Source organism: Photorhabdus heterorhabditis, assembly GCF_018448905.1.
Classification (GTDB): Bacteria; Pseudomonadota; Gammaproteobacteria; order Enterobacterales; family Enterobacteriaceae; genus Photorhabdus; species Photorhabdus heterorhabditis.
Window position 1 is genome coordinate 1 of record NZ_RCWA01000141.1, and the last position, 1,068, is coordinate 1,068.

Here is a 1,068-nt window from a genome sequence, read left to right on the forward strand (position 1 = left end):
GTGGAAAGGGTGCTGATAGTTTGCTTCTGCTCCTCCGTTAACTCACTGACTTTGGCCCCATCACCGTAAAGTTGCTTAATCAGGACCTGAGCCGCCAGCTCACCCGAAGCCGCCCCGGCAGCACCCGCGAGCGCATTATTACCGCTGACTTCTGCCGCCACCGCGCCTAAAATCGCATGGGCCAGCGTATTGGTGGCGATATCTACCTGATGGGTTTGTGGGTCCGTCGTCAGTTCTTTAATCACGCCCGCCAGATAAGGAGAAGCGCCTCCGGCCAGCGCCTGACCGAGATTGTTCCCCGCTAAGCCCTGAATCGCTGCCGTAGCCGCCTGTAAGGCTTTCTGATAGGTGCCGCCGGTCCCAAAGCCGGAGTCATTCAGCGCCTGCGTGTAAGCGGTGTCATAGATTTGTTTATTGATATCCGCTGGCGAGGGGTCTTTATTACCTGCGTTGATCAACTTTTCTCTGGCTGCGGCTTTGTCCGGTTCACTGATATGGTTAAGTTTCGCTTTCGCCGCGTGGGTGGCGATAATTTTCCCTTCCGTCCCGGCTATCTCGGTCATCTGGGCGCTGAGTTCACCCATCAGTTGCGCCTGTTTCAGCCGCTGTTGTTCCTTCTCCTTATCAAATATCGGACTCAGGACATTGGCGGCGTTATCGGTATCGCGGCTAAGGGTCGCAACATCCTGCGTCTGGTGCGCCTTATCCCGGATAATCAGGGTGCCGTCACTGACAGCGGCCTGGGTGGTGCTGCTGTCATGGCCCTGGTTATTCGAGCCCGTCAGCGCATTGACCGCCAGATTGTTCAGGACCTGACCGGCGGTCGGTTTGCCGACGCTGATGCCCGCACTCTGCTGTTCAACCTTAAAATCCGCCTGATTCTGAATATCTTTAAAGCCCAGTGTGCCGGTGTTGAGGGTGTTTTTTGTTTTGTCAGCGTGACTGGCTATCACCGCACCGTCCAGCTGGGTGTGGTCGCCGACATTCACCTGATAGCCCCCTTGACCGGCATACAGCCCGGTCTGCTCCTGCACGCTGTCATAACTGCTGTGCAGTTTGCTGCGGCTG

General features: G+C 56.6%; 1 pseudogene. It reads right to left on the reverse strand.

The features are described 5' to 3' along the window. Nucleotides 1-1,068: pseudogene (locus EAE89_RS22970) on the reverse strand (hemagglutinin repeat-containing protein); the annotation flags it as partial.